At 35.5% G+C, this 20677-nt stretch carries 16 protein-coding genes and 1 pseudogene; 13 read left to right on the top strand and 4 right to left on the bottom strand.

The window, feature by feature from the left end; all coding sequences use genetic code 11:
- The first annotated feature begins 182 nt into the window (after positions 1-182).
- The 9 genes from BN1082_RS01475 to BN1082_RS01435 all read left to right on the top strand — a co-directional run bounded on the left by BN1082_RS01475 (position 183) and on the right by BN1082_RS01435 (position 9888).
- Positions 183-422 carry a hypothetical protein gene (locus tag BN1082_RS01475; protein WP_245640274.1) on the top strand — a complete coding sequence of 80 codons (240 nt, stop codon included), beginning with the start codon at positions 183-185 and terminating at the stop codon, positions 420-422.
- A 417-nt stretch (positions 423-839) separates the two neighbouring features.
- On the top strand, positions 840-1637 hold the full coding sequence (gene fdhD, locus BN1082_RS01470) for a formate dehydrogenase accessory sulfurtransferase FdhD (protein ID WP_090629880.1): 798 nt from the start codon (positions 840-842) through the stop codon (positions 1635-1637).
- Positions 1638-1697: 60 nt separating this feature from the next.
- Positions 1698-2714: a GTP 3',8-cyclase MoaA gene (moaA, locus tag BN1082_RS01465; protein ID WP_090629878.1), complete on the top strand. Its 1017-nt coding sequence runs from the start codon at positions 1698-1700 to the stop codon at positions 2712-2714.
- A gap of 350 nt (positions 2715-3064) precedes the next feature.
- Positions 3065-6046 (top strand): formate dehydrogenase subunit alpha, encoded by a 2982-nt coding sequence (gene fdhF / locus BN1082_RS01460; RefSeq protein WP_090629876.1) that lies wholly within the window; start codon positions 3065-3067, stop codon positions 6044-6046.
- Positions 6018-6497, top strand: coding sequence for a helical membrane plugin domain-containing protein (locus tag BN1082_RS01455; RefSeq protein ID WP_090629873.1), 480 nt, complete (start codon positions 6018-6020; stop codon positions 6495-6497). Before fdhF ends, BN1082_RS01455 begins: the two co-directional genes overlap by 29 nt.
- A gap of 99 nt (positions 6498-6596) precedes the next feature.
- The gene (locus BN1082_RS01450) at positions 6597-7007 is read left to right on the top strand and encodes a phosphate-starvation-inducible protein PsiE (protein ID WP_090629870.1); all 411 of its coding nucleotides are present in this window, start codon (positions 6597-6599) and stop codon (positions 7005-7007) included.
- Positions 7008-7029: 22 nt separating this feature from the next.
- Positions 7030-7383, top strand: coding sequence for a Na-translocating system protein MpsC family protein (locus tag BN1082_RS01445; protein WP_090629867.1), 354 nt, complete (start codon positions 7030-7032; stop codon positions 7381-7383).
- A 238-nt stretch (positions 7384-7621) separates the two neighbouring features.
- Positions 7622-7999 carry a hypothetical protein gene (locus BN1082_RS01440; RefSeq protein WP_090629864.1) on the top strand — a complete coding sequence of 126 codons (378 nt, stop codon included), beginning with the start codon at positions 7622-7624 and terminating at the stop codon, positions 7997-7999.
- Positions 8000-8490: 491 nt separating this feature from the next.
- Positions 8491-9888, top strand: coding sequence for an amino acid permease (locus BN1082_RS01435; RefSeq protein WP_090629861.1), 1398 nt, complete (start codon positions 8491-8493; stop codon positions 9886-9888).
- Between the two features lie 188 nt (positions 9889-10076).
- Here BN1082_RS01435 and BN1082_RS01430 read toward each other — a convergent pair whose 3' ends face one another.
- Positions 10077-10613 (bottom strand): glycosyltransferase family protein, encoded by a 537-nt coding sequence (locus BN1082_RS01430; protein ID WP_245640342.1) that lies wholly within the window; start codon positions 10611-10613, stop codon positions 10077-10079.
- A 321-nt stretch (positions 10614-10934) separates the two neighbouring features.
- Between BN1082_RS01430 and cls the strand changes: the two genes are divergently transcribed.
- On the top strand, positions 10935-12386 hold the full coding sequence (cls, locus tag BN1082_RS01425; RefSeq protein ID WP_090629855.1) for a cardiolipin synthase: 1452 nt from the start codon (positions 10935-10937) through the stop codon (positions 12384-12386).
- 517 nt (positions 12387-12903) lie between these two features.
- Here the strand turns inward: cls and BN1082_RS28680 are convergent.
- Positions 12904-13191, bottom strand: a pseudogene (locus BN1082_RS28680) (IS110 family RNA-guided transposase); the annotation flags it as partial.
- 954 nt (positions 13192-14145) lie between these two features.
- On the opposite strand from BN1082_RS28680, the gene BN1082_RS01415 reads away from it, so the two are divergent.
- Complete coding sequence (locus tag BN1082_RS01415) at positions 14146-15108, top strand: tRNA dihydrouridine synthase (protein ID WP_090629852.1); 963 nt, start codon at positions 14146-14148, stop codon at positions 15106-15108.
- A 199-nt stretch (positions 15109-15307) separates the two neighbouring features.
- Here the strand turns inward: BN1082_RS01415 and BN1082_RS27230 are convergent, their stop codons facing one another.
- Both BN1082_RS27230 and BN1082_RS01410 read right to left on the bottom strand, forming a co-directional pair.
- Positions 15308-15457 carry a hypothetical protein gene (locus BN1082_RS27230; RefSeq protein ID WP_176699616.1) on the bottom strand — a complete coding sequence of 50 codons (150 nt, stop codon included), beginning with the start codon at positions 15455-15457 and terminating at the stop codon, positions 15308-15310.
- A gap of 315 nt (positions 15458-15772) precedes the next feature.
- Positions 15773-17821: a sigma 54-interacting transcriptional regulator gene (locus BN1082_RS01410; RefSeq protein WP_090629850.1), complete on the bottom strand. Its 2049-nt coding sequence runs from the start codon at positions 17819-17821 to the stop codon at positions 15773-15775.
- 329 nt (positions 17822-18150) lie between these two features.
- Between BN1082_RS01410 and BN1082_RS01405 the strand changes: the two genes are divergently transcribed.
- A complete protein-coding gene (locus tag BN1082_RS01405; RefSeq protein ID WP_090629847.1) occupies positions 18151-18909 on the top strand; it encodes a gamma-glutamyl-gamma-aminobutyrate hydrolase family protein in 759 nt (252 codons plus the stop codon).
- Between the two features lie 146 nt (positions 18910-19055).
- Positions 19056-20486 carry a YfcC family protein gene (locus BN1082_RS01400; protein WP_090629846.1) on the top strand — a complete coding sequence of 477 codons (1431 nt, stop codon included), beginning with the start codon at positions 19056-19058 and terminating at the stop codon, positions 20484-20486.
- Positions 20487-20677: the final 191 nt, after the last annotated feature.

Genomic DNA, 20677 nt, shown 5'->3' with positions numbered 1-20677 from the left:
GTTTTGTGAATAAATGCCATAAAATATTCATAACGCAGTGATATGTCAATAGATGAAAAATAAATTGTTTGATGAAAATAAATACAGAATCATTTATTGTTCTGATAATAAACCACTGATAATGAATATTCATTGGTTTTTTGTATAGAACATATAAAGATAAAACATTAGGAGAGATAAGAATGAACCGTGAACTGGATTATGATAGTGAATATGAAAGTGGAGATGAATTATCTGAAAAGTCACTAGAACAAGTTTTACAGATGTCTTTGCAAAGAGAAAATGAAATGATGAGAACATACTTAATCACAGCAGAACGAGTCCATAACAATGATGAATTACAAAACCAATTACGAAATTTTGCTGAAGGTAATGCTAAACGTTCCCGACAATTAATAGATGTATTAAATAAAAATTTATAGGTCTAACTAAAAGGTTAATTTATCTCACTTAGTAAACCCCGTAGAATCTTTAGAATTCTATGGGGGAATCAAATATAGTTCAATAATTTCACTATGTAAAATATACGTTCTCAATATTTTTTACTCCAATTTGCTATTGAGGTTTAATAATCTAAGTACTATAATAATGTTATAAAATTCATTGATGTTAGGTAATGATATGTTGCCATAACATCCTGTTTTTTTTTATTTATTATATGTGATGAGATGGATTGCTAGTAGAATAATCTGCTTTGTAATTAGCCCGTCATAAAATAAGCTGTGTATCGTATATACACACTTTATTTTATGATGGGCTTTTTGTTTTTTAAAGGCGAGGTTTTAATGCTGGTAACTCATTAATGATATTGGATCAAAAATGTAAGGACGCGGTGTTAAATGAAGCAAACAGTTGAGAAAAGGGGAATTATTCGATACTCAAACGGCCAAATTGAAGATGCTGAAGACATAATTGTTACCGAGCTTCCTGTTACTGTAAAAATAAATGGTCAAGAATTTGTTACGATGGTTTGTACACCAGAATACATTGAAGATATGGTCATCGGTTACTTAGCATCTGAAGGACTAATACGAAAATATGAGGAAATCAAAGAAATTTGGGTTCAAGAAAAAGAAGGATATGTACATGTGAAAATAGACAAGCTGAACCCTTATTATAAAAATTTCCAGAACAAACGATACATTACATCATGCTGTGGAATGAGTAGACAAGGTTTTGTGTTTGTAAATGATGCATTAACTGCAAAAAAGATGAAAGGAATCCGTGTCAAGCTTTCCGTAGATGAGTGTTTTCGTTTGATGAATAATTTGCAAAATTCAGCAACTATTTTCCATGACACAGGAGGAGTTCATAATGCTGCATTATGTGATTTAAATGGATTTATTCTTAACCGGATGGACATTGGAAGACATAATGCTTTAGATAAAATTTATGGCTATTGTTTAAAAAATGATATCACGATTGAAGATAAAATTATTGTCTTTAGCGGACGAATATCCTCAGAAATTTTATTAAAAGTGGCGAAAATTGGTTGTGAAGTAGTTCTTTCAAAATCTGCACCTACTGAATTGGCATTAAAGCTGGCAGAAGAATTAGGGATCACAACAGTTGGTTTTATTCGTAATCAATCATTGAACATTTATACAGTTCCAGAAAGAATTCAACAAAATTACTAAGTAATAAAATTTCAGTTTAAGGTAGTAGATTGTCTACCATAGAGAGGAGAGTTGGAAAACGTGGAAAATGGTGTGTTGGACAAATTACAACGTCCGTTGAGAGATCTACGTCTATCTGTAACCGATCGTTGTAATTTTCGATGTCGTTATTGTATGCCTGAAGAAATATTTGGACCCAACTTTCCTTTTTTATCACCTGATAAAATTTTATCATTAAATGAATTGGTGAGGTTGACTCGTATATTTGTTTCGTTAGGAGTTAGAAAAATTCGTATTACAGGAGGAGAACCATTATTACGTAAGGATCTTCCTGAATTGATTTATCGTCTAAATATGATTAATGGCGTAGAAGACATTGCTATTACAACGAATGGATCACTTCTTAAGAAATTTGCACCTGAATTATTTAATGCCGGGTTAAAACGGGTAAATGTTAGTCTTGATTCCTTAGATGATGCTCGTTTTTTGCAGTTAAATGGAAATAGAAGTAGGGTTAAGAATGTTTTAGAAGGAATTCAGGCAGCTTCTAACGCTGGACTAAAAGTGAAAGTGAACATGGTTGTTCAAAAAGGGAAAAATGATCAAGATATTGTTCCAATGGCGAGATATTTTAAAGAAAATAAACATACAATTCGCTTTATTGAATATATGGATGTAGGAAATTCAAATGGATGGAGAATGGAAGAAGTAATCACTAAACAAGAGATTCTAAATAGAATTGGAGAAGTTATGCCGCTAGAACCAATTCAGCCAAATTATATAGGAGAGGTGGCAACTAGATATCGCTATCTAGACGATGATCAAGAAATCGGAATTATTTCATCAGTTACCGAACCTTTTTGTTCCGCCTGCTCAAGAGCTCGAGTCTCTGCTGAAGGAAAATTATATACATGTTTATTTGCGTCAAAGGGATATGATCTTAGTCATTTCCTCCGCTCAGAAATGTCGGATGAAGAAATCGCTGATACTATTAAAAACATTTGGAATAATCGAGGTGATCGTTATTCTGATGAAAGAGGAGAGGGCAATATTTCGAAAAATCGACCCAAAATAGAAATGTCTCATATCGGAGGCTAGGATAAAAAATGAGTGGAGAGTTTTGATAGAAAAACGAACATTTATTTTTGTAGTTAAAAAGTTTCTATTTTTCTAATACTATTTATATTTTCAAATGTGTTTATAGGAAATTTGTTATTGAGATAGAGTTTTTTAGGTATTATAATAAAAACATAAACATAAAAAATCATAGATGTTTGGTAATGACAAATTGCCAAAATATCCTGTTTTTTTAGTATATGTGGTGAGACGGATTACTAGTAGGATAAAACTGCTTAGTTATTAGCCCGCCATAAAATAGATTGTGTGTTAAATTTACACAGTCTATTTTATGGCGGGCTTTTTTGTTTTTTAGAAAAGGGGAGTTTACAATGGCAGAAATAGTCCAAGTGAAAATTAATGGACAGCAATATGAAGTAGAACAGGGTACTAGAATTCTTGACTTCTTATTAAAAAAAGGGATAGAGCATCCACATATCTGTTATTCAGAAGTATTGGGTCCCATTCAAACCTGTGATACTTGTATGTGTGAAATTGATGGAAAAATAATGAGAGCATGTTCAACGGAAGTTGAGAATGGCATGAATATTTTGACTTCATCAGAAAGGGCCAAAAATGCACAAACAGAAGCAATGGATCGCATTTTGGAGAATCACTTACTGTATTGTACGGTTTGTGACAATAACAATGGAAATTGCCGAGTTCATAACACAGCAGAGTTGTTGGAAATTGAACATCAAACTCGCCCATTCAGAGAAAAAGGATATGAGGTGGACATGTCTCATCCTTTTTACAGATACGACCCGAACCAATGTATCCTTTGCGGACGTTGCGTCGAAGTGTGTCAAGACCTACAGGTGAATGAAACTTTATCTATCGAATGGGAACGTGAAATCCCACGCGTAGTGTGGGATAACGGTAAATCTATCAATGAATCTTCTTGTGTTTCTTGTGGACAGTGCGCCACTGTTTGTCCTTGTAATGCTTTAATGGAAAAGTCAATGTTGGGGGAAGCGGGGCTAATGACGGCTATTCCGAAGGATTTGTTAAACCCTATGGTGGATCTTATTAAAGAAGTAGAACCAGATTATAAAACAATTTTTGCCTTATCAGAAGTAGAGGCAGCTGCTCGTGATAAACGTACGAAAAAAACAAAAACAGTTTGTACATTTTGTGGTGTGGGATGTTCGTTCGAAGTATGGACAAAAGGACGTAAGATCTTAAAAGTTGAACCAACTGAAAATAGTCCAGTAAATAGTGTTTCAACTTGTGTGAAAGGAAAATTCGGATGGGACTTTGTAAATAGTGATCAACGCCTTACAACTCCTTTAATTCGAAAAGGCGATGCATTTGTACCTGCTACCTGGGATGAAGCACTTACATTAATCGCAGAAAAAATGAGTGCCATCAAAGAAATGTACGGAGGAGATGCACTTGGCTTTGTTAGTTCATCAAAAACAACTAACGAAGAATCATATCTCATGCAAAAATTAGCTCGCCAAGTGTTTGGAACAAACAACGTAGACAATTGTTCTCGTTATTGTCAATCTCCTGCGACCGATGGACTACTGTCCACTGTTGGGTATGGTGGAGATTCAGGTACAATTAAAGATATTGAAAGTGCAGGGCTAATTATCACTGTTGGGGCAAACCCAACGGAAGGACATCCAGTATTAGCAACACGGGTGAAACGTGCGAAGAAATTACGGGGTCAAAAATTGATTGTTTCAGATCTCCGTAAAACTGAACTTGCAGAGCGTTCTGATTTATTTTTACATCCAAAACAAGGAACAGACTTCGTTTGGTTGACCGCTGTTGCAAAATATATGATTGACCAAGGATGGCATGATGAAAAATTCATTCAATCACGTGTAAATAACTACAAAGAATACCTGGAACTACTCAATAAATATACACTTGATTATGCAGAAAAAGTGACAGGTCTTCCAAAAGAACAATTGATCAAAACGGCAAAAATGATTAATGAATCAAAAGGAACATGTATTTTATGGGGAATGGGTGTAACACAAAACATAGCTGGATCCCATACCTCAGGCGCTATCGCAAACCTTCTTCTTGTTACAGGTAATTTTGGTCGTACTGGGACAGGGGCATACCCACTTCGTGGTCACAATAACGTACAAGGTTCTTGTGATATGGGGTCACTTCCACAATGGCTTCCAGGTAATCAGCCTTTATCAGACAACAATGCACGAGCAAAATTTGAAGAAGCATATGGAGTAAAAATCTCTGACAAACCAGGGCTAACAAACATCGATATGTTGGAAGCTGCAGAAGAAGGCAAACTAAAAGCCATGTATCTTATGGGGGAAGAGATGGCATGGGTGGATTCTAATTCCAATCATGTGCATGATACGCTTAGCAAGTTAGAATTCTTTGTTGTACAAGACATTTTCTTAACAAAAACGGCACAGTTCGCGGATGTTGTGTTACCAGCGGCTCCATCTCTTGAAAAAGATGGAACATTCACTAATACAGAGCGACGTATCCAACGTCTGTACCAAGCACTCGAGCCACTTGGGGAATCAAAACCAGATTGGTGGATTATCCAACAAATTGCTAAGTACATGGGTGTAAATTGGAACTATAAACATCCAAGCGAAATCATGGACGAAATTGCAAATCTTTGCCCAACATTTGCAGGTGTATCATACGAGAGACTTGAGGGATGGAACAGTTTAATATGGCCAGTACAAAAGGACGGTACAGATGAGCCACTTCTTTATATTAAACGATTTAACTTTCCTGACGGAAAAGCAAGATTTTCTCTGACAGAATATGTTCCTCCTATTGAATTCATACAAGAATTCGATCTAACATTGAACAATGGACGATTATTGGAGCATTTTCACGAAGGGAATTTGACGAATAAATCAAAAGGAATCCAGTATAAACTTCCTGAAGTTTTCGTAGAAGTTTCACCGAAACTCGCCCTAGAGCGTAATGTAGAAGACGGAACGTTAGTTCGTCTAGTTTCTCCTTATGGAGCAATTAAACTTCGAGCGGTCGTTACGGATCGAGTACAAGGAAAAGAATTATATGTTCCAATGCACTCAGTAAGCCATGAAAATGCAATTAATCTTTTAACTGGAAGTGTCGGAGATGTTCGAACACAAACCCCAGCATACAAACAGATAAAGGTAAAAATGGAGGTAATCGAGAAAAAAGGAAACAGTCCTCTTCCACTATATAACCCTCGTTACGCAAAACGTAACCCGCAGCTAGGTGTTCAAGTGGAACGTAAGTGGGCACGTAAAGACTATGTGCAAATTGCAGACTTGAATGTACCTGGAGGTAAAAATAATGGCAAAACCAATTACGAAAATAGATGAACCAATCCTTACTGAAAAAGAAAATCAAGATCAAACAATTCAAATTGTTTTACGAGATCTATCCCAAAATGTCGATGGGATAAAAGAAACTATTAAACTTCTCCAAGAACTCCACGAAAGTGGAATCCTTGGAGCCATTACTAATCTTATTGAAGCAAAAGAGAAGGTGGCCAAAATTGCAGTGGGACAAATGTTGCGCCCTCCTGTAACAAACGCTATCAACAATGCAATGGCAGCGGCCGGAGCATTAACAGAGTTAAATCCTGAAACAACACAAAAACTGGTCGGTGGCCTTACTAAAGGACTTCAAAAAGCAGAGGAAGGGTTTCGGTCGAACAAAAAAGTTGGTATTTTCGATTTAGTAAAACTCATGAGAGACCCTGATATTAATCGTGTTATGAGTTTTTCCCTTGATTTATTAAAGGGGTTCGGCGAAGGTTTAAAGGATTAACCTACGGAGCTGCACCATATAAAATTGATAAGATAATTTGCCTTGATTAGGGATAAATTTAATTCAGGTCAATTAGGTATGATAAAAAAGGAGGATATGATGCTTGGGTCAGAATGGTTAAAGACAAGGAAGAGGATGATAAAACTATATCAAATAGTATTGAATTTATCTTTGGTTATTCTTAGTTTGATTCTTATTTATTGTCTTTTTAAAGAACTTTTCTATATATTAAATGATGCATCTAGGGGAAATTTAGATGTTCATGAAATTTTCGGTAAAGTTCTAATATTTTTCTTATATTTTGGATTCATTTCCATGATTGTTAAGTACTTTAGTGAAAATTACCATTTTCCTTTAAGGTATCTTCTATATATTGGAATTACTGCGACGATTCGTTATGTTATTGTGAATAATGGTGATACGATGCGAGATTTATGGTCAGCTGGTGTGATTTTTGTATTAATTATAAGTTATCAATTGTTACCTCCCCCGGAAACAAATAAGGATTAATTATTTAGGAAGGAGAATTTGAATGAAAAAAAATATGGAACATCAATTCAATATGTTACTTCGTGAAATACGCAAAGAATATGTTGGGAATGGACCAAAAGAAATTACTACACGTTTTGTAGGTGAATGGGTAATTAGTGAAATGAAAGGTAATCTGACTAATGTAGAAAAATTTATGATTAGTTCGACAGAGGGACAACGAATGGTTCATGAAGCACGAACTAAATTAGTAAAGCAAATCTATAAGGATCCTGTGGTGTTGAATAAAATTGAGGGACTGATGAATGCAAAAATAGTAAGTATCTTTACAGATATTGATATAGACCTTGATACTGCAATGACGATTTATGTGTTTGATAAAAATATTCAGGACTAATCAATAGATGGTAGTGATAATAAAATGACTATTTTTTAAGGTTTAACCGTATTGAGAAGTATTTTTGATAAGCACAAGTCTATTGATTAAACAGTGGAAATAATTTAGATGGAATAAGTCACTGTCTTCAGTAGAACAAAATAGTCGTAGATTATAGATTCAGCATTTATGTAAAGATATCTACCTTGCACAAAAAGGGGAATTGTTGTAATTCGTAAATTTGGTTGGGGAAGATGTTATGGATATTAAGAAAATGATAGATGCAATCGAGAAAACTGAAATTGATTCAGAATTTTATGTTTCCAAAATAAATAGGAATCTAATAAATCTTTATAACAATAAAGAAATTGGTTATTACACCGAGATTTTAAACGATATGTTATTGTTAGCAGTTTATCTTAAATATGATTTAATTTTAAAATATTTTGGGACGGTTCCTATTGTCTCAACGGATGAAAGGATTCAATTTCAGAGAATATTTAAGTGTATAGGCACTAGGAACAGCAATAAAGATTGGTTTTTAAATTTATTTCCTTTATTTTTAGGACTTGCTTCTATTTTTAGATTTGATATGAGTGAAATTGAAAAGATTTTCTTTGAAAAGAAAGGATTATGAATGAATTGGGGCTTGGTGGTCTTCCTCTACTGGGGAGGAAGAACCGGTCTGCCAAAAGCAGAGTTCGATGAAGATATGGTAGAAACAGTTGAATCAGCCTAAATTAAGTCATAACGAAACTTTTGCTACTTGTGGTTAACAAAAGACATTTAATAATTTTCAAACTTTAGCAGCATTTGTTTGAATCAACAAAAGGGAAAGGAAAAATTTAAATTTTTACATAAGTTAAAATATTTTATATAATGTTAATACTAGATTTGCTAAACAAAGTTTTGAAGAATTATTTGAAAGCGCTATTAAATATTTGATTGAAGTAGTTTTTAAGCGTATAAAATTAAAAAACTTTGTTTGTTTTTATTAAATATCAAGAAAAACTATGATAAGGAGGGGTTTAATTTATTTTCAATTAAATGTATACGCTTACTGAGCTATTATTCTAGTTTAATTGTTCACAGTTGAAAATTAGGGGTACGAATTAAGGAGGATAAAGGATGGGTAAAAACACTAGGGGTAAAGAACTTCAACGCGGCTTGGAGGAAAGGCATATCACTTTGATGTCTTTAGGAGCTGCCATTGGCGTCGGATTGTTTCTTGGTTCAGCTTCTGCTATAAAAATAGCGGGCCCCGGTATTTTGGTTGGATATGCATTTGCCGGACTTATTATGTTTTTTATAATGAGGGCACTTGGAGAAATGGCCATCCAAAAACCTGTTGCCGGTTCATTTAGTCAATACGCCCATGATTATTTAGGACCGCTTGCCGGTTACATATCAGGCTGGACCTATTGGTTTGTATGGATCGCAACCTGTATGGCGGAAATTACAGCTGTTGGAATTTATATGCAATACTGGTTTCCGACGGTTCCAGGCTGGATTTGGTCATTGACTGCACTTTTAGTGATGGCATTAGTTAATTTTCTGGCAGTAAAAGCCTATGGTGAATTGGAATTTTGGTTTGCACTTATCAAAATTGTAACCATTATTTGCATGATTGTTATTGGGGCGGGGATGATTTTCTTTGGGATTGGAAATAGGGGTATCGCTACAGGCATTCACAACCTCTGGAGCCACGGCGGTTTCTTCCCGCACGGGATAAAGGGGATTTTAATGTCCTTACAAATGGTTATGTTTGCCTATCTGGGTATCGAAATGATCGGCGTAACAGCCGGAGAGGTTAGAAACCCGGAGAAAAACATTTCTAAAGCCATTGATAATGTATTTTGGCGCATTCTTATTTTTTATGTAGGAGCCTTATTGGTTATCATGTCCATTTATCCATGGAATGAACTTGGATTAAAGGGAAGTCCATTTGTTCTGACCTTTAAACAAATTGGAATCCCAGCGGCTCCTGGCATTATCAACTTTGTTGTTCTAACCGCTGCTCTGTCATCATGTAACAGCGGAATTTTTAGTACGTCACGGATGCTGTTTAACCTTGCGGAAAATGGAAAAGCACCAAAAAAATTGGGCAAGGTGACAAAAAGCAGTGTTCCGGGTCTTGCGGTTATAGCATCAGCAGCCGTTTTATTGATAGGTGTTTTCTTAAATTATATCGTCCCTGCAAAAGTATTTACATGGGTTACGAGCATTGCGACGTTTGGAGCTATTTGGACATGGGGGATTATTTTATTATCCCAAATTCGTTACCGCAAAAACTTAAATCCGGAAGAGAGAAAAGCATTAAAATATAAAGCTCCATTATTTCCTTACTCTTCCTATGTATCACTCGCATTTTTAGCTTTTGTTCTTGTCGTGATGGCTTTTAGTCCAGATACAAGAATAGCCTTATTCATCGGACCACTTTGGATTATCTTCTTAATTGCTGTTTACTATATGAAAGGATTTCATAAGAGTGATGCAATTCAAGAATTAGAAAGTAATTTGGGGTAACTATACAAATAAACACAAAAGAAGGACAAGTTCTCCCCAGAACATGTCTTTCTTATTTAAGCCCCTCTAAATTTTTGAGGGGCTTCAATTCATTTTCGGCAAACACTAAAAAACCAATATAAAACAAAAATAAAAAACCTTGAATAATCAAGGCTTTTATTTTATGACCTACAGTGGTTTCGTAAGTCCTACGGATAATTGATGAATTGACGAATCGTAATCGTATCAGCAGTTATTTCATTGACCTTTGTTGTATCATTGTCCAACCATTGACGAAAGTAACTGAATATTTCATGGTAACCTTTGATTGTTCCTGGACGTAATCCTTCTGCCGTTTTAGCTCGAATGAAAATGTCAATAGCCTCCAAAAGTGAATATAAGACATCCCTAAGCTGTGGGACATCAGGCGTGTCTTTAATAACCAAATCAGCAATAAGAGTGCCAAAAGGAATTTGAATTCTTTCTTTTCTTAAAATGTTAATGACTGAACCGTTAAAGTTTGGGTGAATCGACAAGATTACATCTGGTTTTACTTCATCCAACAAAACCATAAAATCGTCTTTAATCAGATTTTCTACACCTTTGTCTATCACATAAGAATTCATTGCAGAAACTTGCCATATTGCATTCCATAATTGGGCAGAATATCTTGTAATTGGACCATAAGATTTACCAATATTTAATAATGCTGATCCCCCCAATGCGAACCCATCAACAACATGTATTTCTATTTGCTCGTTTTCACTAACTTTTTCTTGTAATGATTCAGCAATGCTTTTATGCCCATGACCTGTGTGTTCAGAAGAAATTATTAGGATTTTTTTTCACAGTACATATCTTTCCTCCACAAACCGATGATTTGTATTTAACACTCGTTAAAAATGATTTAGCCATTTTAGTTTTATAAATTCTTAGTGTAGATTAGGAACATTTTACAATACATTTTCTCCAATAATAGTTATATAAGTATAAATATTCATAAACTGCAATCATTTGGTTTTTAATCTTAAAATTACTTTTTTAGGGTATATGAAGGGATTTTATTTATGGAAATAAGTTTTGTAATAACACCAATTTTAATCTTGTGTGGAATTATCAATATTTTGCTGGCAGTAGTTATTGTATTTTTTGAAAGAAGGGATATTGGGTCAACGTGGGCTTGGTTAATTGTTCTATTATTTATTCCAGTTGGCGGCTTCCTTATGTATTTGTTTCTTGGGAGGCAATTAAAGCAAAAGAACTTTTTTAACTTGTGTTCGGAAGAAAGAGGATACTTTAATTCGGATGTAAATGTACAAATACATCAGTTAATGAGCTGTCAATTTTATCATAACGACATTCTTAAAAAGTACTCAGAATTGCTTTTAATGAATTTAAGGTCTAACAATGCATTTATCACGACGAATAATGAAATTACTATTTTTAGAAATGGACAGGAAAAATTCGATTCTTTATTTCATGACATTCGAATGGCGAAAAAGGAAATTAATATACAATATTACATTATACAGCGCGATTCCTTAGGGAAAAAACTAAGGGATACATTGACACAAAAAACTAGAGAAGGTGTTAAAGTTCGTGTACTCTATGATGAAATTGGATCTAAATGGATTTCTCCTTCATTCTTTCATGAGTTGATTTCAAATGGGGGAGAAGTGGCTGCTTTTTTTCCTTCCTTTCTTAAATTAATCAATTTCCGGATTAATAACCGCAATCACAGGAAACTTTGCATTATTGATAGTAAAATTGCCTACATTGGCGGCTTTAATGTGGGAAATGAGTATTTAGGACTAAATAAAAAGCTTGGCAATTGGCGCGACACACATTTTAAAGTAAGAGGAGAAGCAGTCAACCATATTGAAGGAAGATTTATATTAGATTGGAATCATGCTACGAAGCAAAAGCTCAAACCGAAGCAATTTCTAATTCACTCAGAATTACATGAAGGGCGCAGTCCCGTTCAGATTGTTGCGAGTGGCCCAAATTCGGAAACGGAGCATATAAAAAATATGTTTATTAAGCTTATTTTGTCTGCCAATAAAAGTGTTTACATTCAAACCCCCTATTTTGTTCCAGATACAAGTTTTATGGATGCCTGCAAAATGGCACTTCTCGCTGGAGTTGATTTACGGATTATGATACCTGATAAAGCAGATGCACCCTTCGTATACTGGGCATCATGGGCTTACGTAGGAGAGTTGTTAAAATACGGTGCTAAAATATTACTATATAAAAATGGATTTATGCATGCAAAAACAATGGTGGTTGATCAAGAAGTAGCCACTGTAGGAACAGCCAACATAGACACACGTAGTTTCAGATTAAATTTCGAAGTCAATGCCATTGTATACGACCAAAAAGTGGCTAAACAACTTTACGATTTGTTCATTCAAGATGGTAAAGTCAGCTTGGAATTAACGATGGAAAGATACTGTAAAAGGTCCATCCCTATCAAATGTAAAGAAGCTGTATCCCGCCTGCTTTCACCCATACTTTAAGAAACTGCAGGTTAATTTTATGGAATCCAGCTGTTAATTATTCATATCCAAGGTACAAACGTAAAATCGTAAGTTCACATACCTTTCATAAAGGCTTGGATTTTTATTGAATCTGTTTTTGCCTTCACATAAAGGACTATCTGTTAGAAACTCATTGACTATAGTCTGCCAGACAGTAACTAATACAACTTTTAAGTTTGATTTATTACTTTTACCTCCTCTATTTAATGTGAAATAACCTATGTTCTATCTTAGGGACACTTTTGTGTCTCATATTTACTATGATTTAACAAAATATTAAATAATGGGGGATTTCTTGAGTGAGAAGTTTAAAGGACAGATTGATTAATGACCCCTTTTATATAAAAGTATTTGCTTTCTTTGACAGTGGGTTTTTGTCTCATTTGGTAGCAACATATCTGTGATAAATATCGGTAGGTTATATAGTTTAGATATTATGATTTCCTATGTGATCCATACATAATCGGTTATTCTTATAAAAGAAACGATTCTTCTATCAGCAGGATGCTAGATTAATCGAATCCCTACGATCAGTTTTAATTCGATCACCTGGTTTCTTTGGAATTAAAGATGGTGCGATCACTTCACATTCAATTCCTAGACTAAGAAAATGCCGATATAAAGCGTAGCCAGTTGGTCCAGTTTCATAACACACTCGAAGATTATCCTTTTCTCCAAACTTTTTTACTAACTTTCTAATTGATTCCACTGTGTTAGGAATCATTCCCCAATACCTTGGATCATCTCGACCTTCATCTGCAATGGCAACGGCAATCTTTTCTTTTGAAACGTCTAACTCTACATATTTTTTGGTCCTTCATAATAACTAGCTCATTTCGTAATGTAGCTCTGATTTGGTTTGTTTTTTCCAGTAAACAGTGTAACCAAATAAACCTACGGTGTTACGAGTAAGGAGCTAGTTTCGTTCATGATAACTTAAACTATCGTAGCAGTAAAAGAAGTATTAATATTTGTAGCTTGTTGTTTGTGGTAAAATATACCTGAATGATGAGGAAGGTTAGTTTTGAATAAGGAGAGGGATTACAGTGGGGAAAACATTGAAAAAAGTTGTAGATAGGATCTGAAAGAACTGGTGAGTAATTGGAAGCCGTAAGTTAATTGTTTAGAGCGGAATCAGAAAGACCCTGATAAAGTATTGGAGACCTTTATGAAACTTGAAGATGTTGTATACATATAAAACCAATAAAAACTAATCTAAACGCTCTGAAACAAAATTCATGCGTATTATTCTTATATCATATATGGGGTATCTAGGTACCAGCTTACTATAATTTACTGTATTTTCAATCCAGGAGATTCTTGGTAGAAGTATTACTTCTAATGAAAAAAATTATGTGCTAACATGGAGTTACAAGAGATTTTTCTTTAAGTGTAAAATAAAACTCACCAACATCTCATGTGTTGCCACATACACTCTAGACATTGTGAAGCGGTCGCGTGGTTAGAATTGGTATAATAGAAAAGCAGATGATATAGAAAAAATCTATATCATCTGCTTTTTTGTTTATAAAAATACCATTCAGGACCGATTTTAGTTAAAATAAACATTGACGATTTTCACAATAGTTTTTCACAAATTATAAATGTCCAAATGTACTTGTGTTTGATAATAAGTTAGTAAGCATGATATAAGTGTAAAAGAAGTGGAACATTTGGCTTTATATTTTTTGACTGAGAGTTTGAAGTTGTATCCATAGTGAGAGGATTTGAGTTTGAAATGATAGATAATTTTTGGCGTGATTTACCACGACCATTTTTTGTACTTGCACCAATGGAAGATGTGACAGATGTTGTTTTTCGTCACGTAGTAAGTGAAGCAGGTCGACCGGATGTATTTTTCACAGAGTTTACAAACTCGGATAGCTATTGTCATCCAGAGGGTATGAAAAGTGTGCGTGGCCGTTTGATTTTTACAGAAGATGAACAGCCAATGGTGGCACATATTTGGGGGGATAATCCCGAATACTTCCGTCAAATGAGTATTGGCCTGGCAGAGCTAGGATTTAAAGGCATCGATATTAATATGGGCTGCCCTGTACCGAATGTGGCATCGAGAGGGAAAGGTAGTGGCCTTATTCTGCGTCCAGACGTTGCGGTAGAACTTATTCAAGCAGCAAAAGCGGGTGGACTGCCTGTCAGCGTGAAAACACGACTTGGCTATAAGGATGTAAATGAGTGGGAGGAGTGGCTAACGCATATTTTAAAACAGGATATTGCGAACCTTTCTATTCATTTACGTACAAGAAAGGAAATGAGCGAAGTAGATGCGCATTGGGAGCTAATTCCGGAAATCAAAAAATTACGTGACCGTATCGCACCAAATACGCTACTAACAATCAATGGAGACATTCCTGACCGTCAAACTGGGCTGCAGCTTGCTGAACAATATGGTATTGATGGCGTTATGATCGGGCGAGGTATTTTTAAAAATCCTTTTGCTTTTGAAAAAGAGCCAAAAGAGCATAGCAGTAAAGAATACCTTGATCTTTTAAGACTACAGCTTGATCTTCAAGATCAATATGCGGAAGCACTGACACGTTCAATCACAGGGCTTCATCGCTTTTTCAAAATTTATGTCAAAGGATTCCGTGGAGCAGGTGAATTAAGAAATCAATTGATGAACACGAAATCAACAGATGAAGTGCGTGCATTGCTTGATAACTTTGGAAAAGAATGTTGATGGGACGGGGACAGTGAAATGATGTAACTTTCAAAAAGTTAGAGAAAAAATGAATCACATCAACTCATCTGTACTTATTTTATTCAGTATCTGACCCGACCTGCTGCAATCCCATAACTACACCGGTGGAGAGTTGTCCTCCTCCAATCCCTGCAGCACCACTTACAGTTACCATCCCGCCACAAAGTACAGTGACCATTTACTGATCCCCGCCAACACCTTGGACGCCGCCAGTACCGGTATTTGAAGTGCGTGTGACATTCTTGCGCCGATTCCTTTTTCCGCCAAGCCCTTGCCGTGTCAATGTATTTGGGATCAACGGTGCTGGTTTTCCGCAGATTGGAAACACGATATTCCATAATCTGATGGTTCCACCGTTTTCTATTTGATTACTGGAAAATTTACAGAAGGGAAGGCGATTGCTTCATGCAGTCGTCCTTTCTTTTTCCGACTTGGGATTTATCCAAATGTAACAAAATAGATACTATGTTACTTTCGTTTCCCCTTAAATACTAAACCGTATTAAGATCACATGGAATGTTCCTTAACGAAAAATAAGTTACATTCGAAATGGCTATTAGTACGTTATAAGTTGCTTTAGCTATGTCTACTTTGCCCCTGGTTGCAGCAACGCTGGTACTGGGCCTACACCGATGAAAAGTGATCAAAGGTTACGTTCAAAGTTTGTGGTTAGAATCTCCCAACCCTTTCTTGTTAGACTAATTCCTGCCCTGCCTCTTTTTGTTTGCAAATACCCCCGGCTTTTTAGAAAATTTAATCGGTGCCTTACCTGTGCCTCAGTTAATTTCATTTCGACTTCTTGGCTCTTTTCAGAAATAATCCTTCTTCCGATTACCTTTCCATTTTCTTCATAATTCATGATGAGGTTAAGGATGAAAAGTGATTCTTCATCGATAGCGATTGAACCTGAATTAAAGGGTGATATACGCTCTATTGGGTCACTATTTGTTTCCCTTTGTGGAGACTTTTGAAAATAATGTTGATTAGGCAAATCATTCTTCGTTATTTGGTTTCCAGTACGAACAGCAAGCATATAATCTATGGTATTTTTTAGTTCTCTTACATTTCCATACCATGGATACCCTTGAAGTTCTTCAATTAATTCTTGTTCAATTTTGACCTTACGGTCCGATAGCGCAACAAAATGTTTAGCCAATAATTCAATGTCATGTCGACGAGCCCTTAATTCGGGAAGGTGTATAAAGAGTACCTTAAGCCTATGGTATAAGTCCTCTCTAAACACATTTTCTCGAATCATTTTCAGTAGATCCTTATTGGTAGCTGCGATAATCCGAACGTCTATGGGGATAATTTGGCTTCCACCAACACGCATGATTTCTTTTTCCTGCAATACTCGAAGTAGTCGTGCTTGAAGTTTAAGACTAATATCTCCAATCTCATCCAAAAAAATAGTGCCACCATTTGCTTGCTCAAACAAGCCCATTTTTCCGCCCTTTTTTGCTCCGGTAAACGCTCCGTCCTCATAACCGAACAGTTCGCTCTCGACTAAATCATCCGATAAAGCACTAAAGTTAACGGCAAGAAAAGGGCCACTATTTCGAAGAGAAGCATTATGAATAGCGCTAGCAAATAACTCTTTTCCGGTACCACTTTCACCTTCAATTAAAACAGTTAAATCAGTCTTAGCTAACCTTTTGGCAATTTGTTTCGTTTCTTGGATGGTGGAGCTAATCCCAACGATATCATGAAAGTTATATTTTGCTACGTATCCTTTTTTAACAAATTCTTTTCTCAATTTACGTTCAATCCCAATGGTCTTAAGGGCATTTCTAAAAGTAACAATAATCGATTGATCATTAATATGCAGACGTTCCACTATCACGTCCAAGCCGTTTACAACAAATATACTGCTTTCTTGTTGCCTATTTGAAAGGATAAAAGTTACCAAATCAATATTATCAATAATGGAATCAATAGGTTGACCAATGGCGTTTTTGCTTTCTATTTTAAGCATATTTTCCAGGATTTCATTAAAAACAACGATCCTTCCTTTATTATCAATAGCTAGTATCCCATCACCAACACCATCAATAACTTGGTGAAGTTGTCGATGAGCTTTAGCTAGATTCTTCGTTAAATCTACTATTTTTCGATAGTACCTCTCAGAAACATGGTTACCGTATTCCTCCATTAAATGGAATCGCTCCAGAATGGACATGATCGTAGTAATATCTATTAGTCTATGACCAATATTAATCACCTTTTCTACAAAGTTGGGTATAATTTTAAGTTCGCCAGGTGTGATTGCAAGATTGATCATTTGTATATTAGTTTTTCCGGGATAGTATGGGATATATTCAATATGGTTCAGCCCCAATTGACGCATGGTTTCAATCGATTCATATACTGTTTCAGGATTATCATTCACATATAAAGCTTGTGTTCCTTCTGGCAAAAATAAAAGTTGATCCACGTTTTCATAATTTAATGTTCGTTTTGCTATTATTACTTCGCAGTTTTCCCCAATAAAGTCTATGACCGTTTCTATAGTAAATTTATTAGGTAAAACGATTAATGTTGAATGAAATACTTTTGGAATACTTTCTTCTACAGAAAAGCTTTCAATATCTATGAGATTACTTACCATCTCCGCTAGTTGTTGATGCAGGGCTTTTCGTGTTTCTTTTAAAACGGTAATCAATACAATGTGGTTGTTTTCAAATTTGTTCATAGAACACCTCTTTAGTTGAATTTAATTGGTCTAAAGTTGGTTATTCAATTTGGTTATTATATAACCAATTAATAACCAATTATAATACATATCAACATTGCAAGCACTGGTAAAACAACAAAATATTTAAAACAATGGAAATAATCATTTGAATTTAAATGTTGGCACGATATTTGCTTGTATAAATAGTGTGTAAAGAAATGATGAAATTAGTAGAGTAGTAAAACACACATTCGATTATTTACCATTTTCTAGAAAAAAGGGGGATAAGAATATAAAATCACACAGAGAAAGACAACGAAACCATTTAACATATGAGGTGAGAGGAAATGAAACCACTAATTGGCGTTACCGGGTATTATCTTGACCATAGCGAGATAGGGAAGGAAGGCTTACGGGGGCTACCAGGTCAAGATATGGCTATCTTTTCTTATGACTACATCCGTTCACTTCAACGGGCGGGAGCAACGGTTGTTCTACTTCCAATCGAAGAAGCTGATCAAATCGATTCCACGCTTAACCAATTAGATGGATTGTTATTGGCTGGTGGCGCGGATATCAATCCACTTCATTACGGTGATATTCCCAAAGCGTATTTAGGCACTGTAGAGGAAGAGCGAGATACCTTTGAATTAAACCTGGCAAGACAGGCTTTAGAAAGAGATATTCCTATTCTAGGAATCTGTCGAGGATTACAGGTGTTGAATGTTGCATCTGGTGGGTCTCTTTATCAAGACTTAGAACATGAGATGGGCCCTGAACATTTCCATGTTCGGGAACAGTTTCGTAAATGGCAAGGCTCCCATTCCATAAATCTTCTTGAAGGGAGAAAAATTTATGAGGCTATTGGCCAAAAATCCTTAATGGTTAATTCTTTTCATCATCAAGCAGTGAAAACGCTGGGAAGAGATTTTGAGGTGAGTGCTTGGTCGTTTGATGGTGTGATAGAGGCCATTGAATCCAAAGCTCATCATTATGTAACAGCTGTCCAGTGGCATCCAGAAATGATGTCGGAAAGGGATGTTCTACAGCAGCGTTTATTTAACCACTTTGTGAATGAAATTAGTAAAAAGGTGGTTAGATCCTAGAGTGTTATAAGTAAACGAATCGATGGCATTCAGTTACCTCTTAAAGATTTAAAGAGTTATTTGTAATATGACAGTCTGGTACGCTCGGCAGTTGAGGTAACCAGACTATCAGTTGCCAAAAATTTATTTGAAAAGGGGATCGGTATATGAGTCAAATGTCAGAAAAAGTAATTTCAGTCGGGTCAGGAGAAAAAAAGGAAAAAAGAGAATGGAAAATAAACGTATTTGCACTGTTACTTGTCTTTTTAGTCATTGCAACCTTTATTACACATATAATGCCAGCTGGAGAATATGCACATATTGAAAAAAATGGGCATACAACGGTAAATCCAAATTCATTCAGATGGATTGCATCAGCGCCGCTTGGATTCTTTGATATGGTAAAAGCTATTCCTACAGGGATGGTAGAAGCGGCTAATATTATCTTTTTTGTGCTTATTATCGGAGGATTTTTTGGTGTATTAAAGGCGTCAGGTACGGTTGAGGCTCTTGTTTCAACGATGGCAAAAAAACTCGCTAACCGTGAAAAGTTGATGATTCCTATTATAATGCTATTCTTTGCACTTGGAGGATCATTAATGGGGATGGCTGAGGAAACATTAGCTTATGTACCTCTGTTTATTCCAATGGCTCTTGCACTTGGATTTGATACTATAACAGGAACTGCGATGGTATTGGTAGGGGCGTCCGTCGGATTTACAACCGCAATTATGAATCCGTTTACAGTGGGGATGGCACAAGGAATAGCAGGTCTTCCTATGTATTCCGGGATGGGTTTCCGCCTGGTTTTATTCGTAGTCATGTATCTTATTGCTGTTACATTTGTCTATCGTCATGCTATGAAAGTAAAGAGAAATCCACCAACTGGAATTTTTGGAAAATTCAATATAAACAAATCAGACACCCTATTAACATCGAAAGTAGAGTTAACAACAAGACATAAATGGATATTAACAGCATTTTTTATTAATTATGTTATTCTTGTATTCGGTGTTATTAAGTATGAATGGTATATAACAGAAATTGCATCCTTATTTATTATCTTAACTATAATAATTGCAATCCTTGGCAAGATATCTATTGAAGATACCGTAGAATCTTTTACACAGGGATCGGCATCTTTAGTCAGCGGAGCTTTAATCATTGGTGTATCGCGCGCCATTCTGGTCGTATTGAATCAAGGACATATTATAGATCCCCTACTTCACCAAGTATCGGAAGGAATGAAACATATTCCTGCTTTTTTAAGTGTTGTCGGAATGTACAACTTCCAAGCGGCTATTCATTTCATTTTAGCATCAGGTAGTGGTCATGCGATGTTGACAATGCCTATTATGGCACCGCTTTCAGATTTATTACACATTACACGCCAAACAGCAGTATTATCCTTTTCATTCGCGGATGGTATTGGAAATATTATTTTTCCTACAGGTGGTACGCTAATGGCTGGGTTGGCAATTGCAGGAATTTCCTGGACAAAGTGGGCAAAGTGGATTCTCCCTTTGATTCTAATTGAATACGCAATCGGTTTAATAGCGGTTATAATTGCTCATCTTATCGGTTATGGTCCATTCTAAAATAGGACGGATAGTTTTTATAGTGGGGACACCGACTAAGATAAAGGATGTATATAAAAATAATTGGGATTATAAAAATTAATTTATTTGGATCGGTAGAAGGAAGATAAAATTTTGACTGATGCTACTTGGACATTAATATTTAAGCAATGTTCTTCCACAAAACCAGCTAATAGTTGTCAACATTTTTC

This window comes from Neobacillus massiliamazoniensis (assembly GCF_001048695.1).
GTDB lineage: Bacteria > Bacillota > Bacilli > Bacillales > Cytobacillaceae > Neobacillus > Neobacillus massiliamazoniensis.
Note: the sequence above shows the minus strand (reverse complement) of the source record. Positions and strands in the feature narration are given on the sequence as shown.

What these genes read in the sequence shown, in the direction of transcription:
- BN1082_RS01475 (WP_245640274.1), top strand. Translation starts at nt 183, where the DNA reads ATGAACCGTGAACTGGATTATGATAGTGAATATGAAAGTGGAGATGAA.
- fdhD (WP_090629880.1), top strand. Translation starts at nt 840, where the DNA reads ATGAAGCAAACAGTTGAGAAAAGGGGAATTATTCGATACTCAAACGGC.
- fdhF (WP_090629876.1), top strand. Translation starts at nt 3,065, where the DNA reads ATGGCAGAAATAGTCCAAGTGAAAATTAATGGACAGCAATATGAAGTA.
- BN1082_RS01455 (WP_090629873.1), top strand. Translation starts at nt 6,018, where the DNA reads ATGGCAAAACCAATTACGAAAATAGATGAACCAATCCTTACTGAAAAA.
- BN1082_RS01450 (WP_090629870.1), top strand. Translation starts at nt 6,597, where the DNA reads ATGCTTGGGTCAGAATGGTTAAAGACAAGGAAGAGGATGATAAAACTA.
- BN1082_RS01445 (WP_090629867.1), top strand. Translation starts at nt 7,030, where the DNA reads ATGAAAAAAAATATGGAACATCAATTCAATATGTTACTTCGTGAAATA.
- BN1082_RS01440 (WP_090629864.1), top strand. Translation starts at nt 7,622, where the DNA reads ATGGATATTAAGAAAATGATAGATGCAATCGAGAAAACTGAAATTGAT.
- BN1082_RS01435 (WP_090629861.1), top strand. Translation starts at nt 8,491, where the DNA reads ATGGGTAAAAACACTAGGGGTAAAGAACTTCAACGCGGCTTGGAGGAA.
- cls (WP_090629855.1), top strand. Translation starts at nt 10,935, where the DNA reads ATGGAAATAAGTTTTGTAATAACACCAATTTTAATCTTGTGTGGAATT.
- BN1082_RS01415 (WP_090629852.1), top strand. Translation starts at nt 14,146, where the DNA reads ATGATAGATAATTTTTGGCGTGATTTACCACGACCATTTTTTGTACTT.
- BN1082_RS01410 (WP_090629850.1), bottom strand. Translation starts at nt 17,821, where the DNA reads ATGAACAAATTTGAAAACAACCACATTGTATTGATTACCGTTTTAAAA.
- BN1082_RS01405 (WP_090629847.1), top strand. Translation starts at nt 18,151, where the DNA reads ATGAAACCACTAATTGGCGTTACCGGGTATTATCTTGACCATAGCGAG.
- BN1082_RS01400 (WP_090629846.1), top strand. Translation starts at nt 19,056, where the DNA reads ATGAGTCAAATGTCAGAAAAAGTAATTTCAGTCGGGTCAGGAGAAAAA.